At 36.1% G+C, this 1,190-nt stretch carries 2 protein-coding genes; both read left to right on the top strand.

Annotated features, from left to right (window positions below; all coding sequences use genetic code 11):
• Positions 1–30: 30 nt before the first annotated feature.
• Complete coding sequence (locus FTV31_RS16975) at positions 31–294, top strand: hypothetical protein (RefSeq protein ID WP_180015808.1); 264 nt, start codon at positions 31–33, stop codon at positions 292–294.
• A gap of 177 nt (positions 295–471) precedes the next feature.
• Complete coding sequence (locus FTV31_RS16970; RefSeq protein WP_006581699.1) at positions 472–1,038, top strand: recombinase family protein; 567 nt, start codon at positions 472–474, stop codon at positions 1,036–1,038.
• The last annotated feature ends 152 nt before the right edge of the window (positions 1,039–1,190 follow it).

Here is a 1,190-nt window from a genome sequence, read left to right as displayed (position 1 = left end):
TTTAGGTTGGCTTTACTCAGGATTACGTCAATGTCAGCAGTAAATCTAATTAATGAAAATGACGATGAGAGAGAAATTGCTTCTCAGGCAGCTTGTGCACTTCGAGAAAGCTTTATTACCGCAGCTCAAAGTGGATCAGTTATGTATGTTGAAAATGATCATTTAATGAGTAAAACGCCGAATCGAACCCCAATTGTGATTAAACGTTTGGAAGGCCGGAATCCTGACCTTGCTCGACGCTTTGCTGGTCATGGAACTTTTAAAATTAAAAAACGTAAAATTAATTCGAATTGAGGCAGGCTTTTACTCCCATTCGATCGAATTTCGAATAAGAGATGTTCTGTAAATTTAGAGTATAGCCTAACGGAACAAAATAAAGTCTTAAAAAGCAACTCAAAAACCGTATTTATAGACTTAATATTTAATTTCGGTACAATATGTATTTAATTATCTAAACTCTAACGGTACAGAATGCCTAATCAGGTCGGATATATTCGAGTCAGTTCAACTGAACAAAATACTGAACGTCAATTAGATGGAATCAGCCTGGATAAGACCTTTACTGAAAAGGCAAGCGGTGGTAGCCGTGAACGTCCTCAGTTAAATGCAATGCTCGACTATCTGCGTGAAGGTGATACGGTGCATGTTCATAGTATTGATCGTCTGGCACGTAATACAAATGATCTGAACGAAATTGTGAATAGTCTGAATGATCGTGGTATAACCATTATTTTTCATAAAGAGAATTTGACCTTCAGTCATGATGTAGCACAATCGGCAATAAATAAACTCATGTTTCAGATGCTTGCTGCATTTGCAGAGTTTGAACGCTCCATGATCCGTGAGCGTCAAAAGGAAGGAATTGCAAAAGCCAAAGCGAAGGGCTTATATAAGGGAAGAAAGCGGAAGGTTGACTATGTTGAAATACGAAAAGCAATGGCTGAAGAAAATTCAACATTTAGAGGTGTTGCAGAAAAGTTTAAAGTAGGGATAGCAACAGTACAAAGAGCTTTAAAAGAAGAAACTAATAATCAATAAGGTTGATTAATGAAGACGCTTAGATATTCAAATTTAGAAAAGATCATGACCATTTATACTGAAATTTCTACTTATATTACATTTCATAATGCGACTGGTTTAACAGATATAAATAAATCAATGGAAGATTTTTGAACCGTACCGGGTTTGTC

The sequence above is a fragment of the Acinetobacter sp. YH16031 genome (assembly GCF_013417335.1).
Taxonomy (GTDB): Bacteria; Pseudomonadota; Gammaproteobacteria; order Pseudomonadales; family Moraxellaceae; genus Acinetobacter.
This window is presented reverse-complemented; position numbering and strand designations above follow the sequence as displayed.

What these genes read in the sequence shown, in the direction of transcription:
- FTV31_RS16975 (WP_180015808.1), top strand. Translation starts at nt 31, where the DNA reads ATGTCAGCAGTAAATCTAATTAATGAAAATGACGATGAGAGAGAAATT.
- FTV31_RS16970 (WP_006581699.1), top strand. Translation starts at nt 472, where the DNA reads ATGCCTAATCAGGTCGGATATATTCGAGTCAGTTCAACTGAACAAAAT.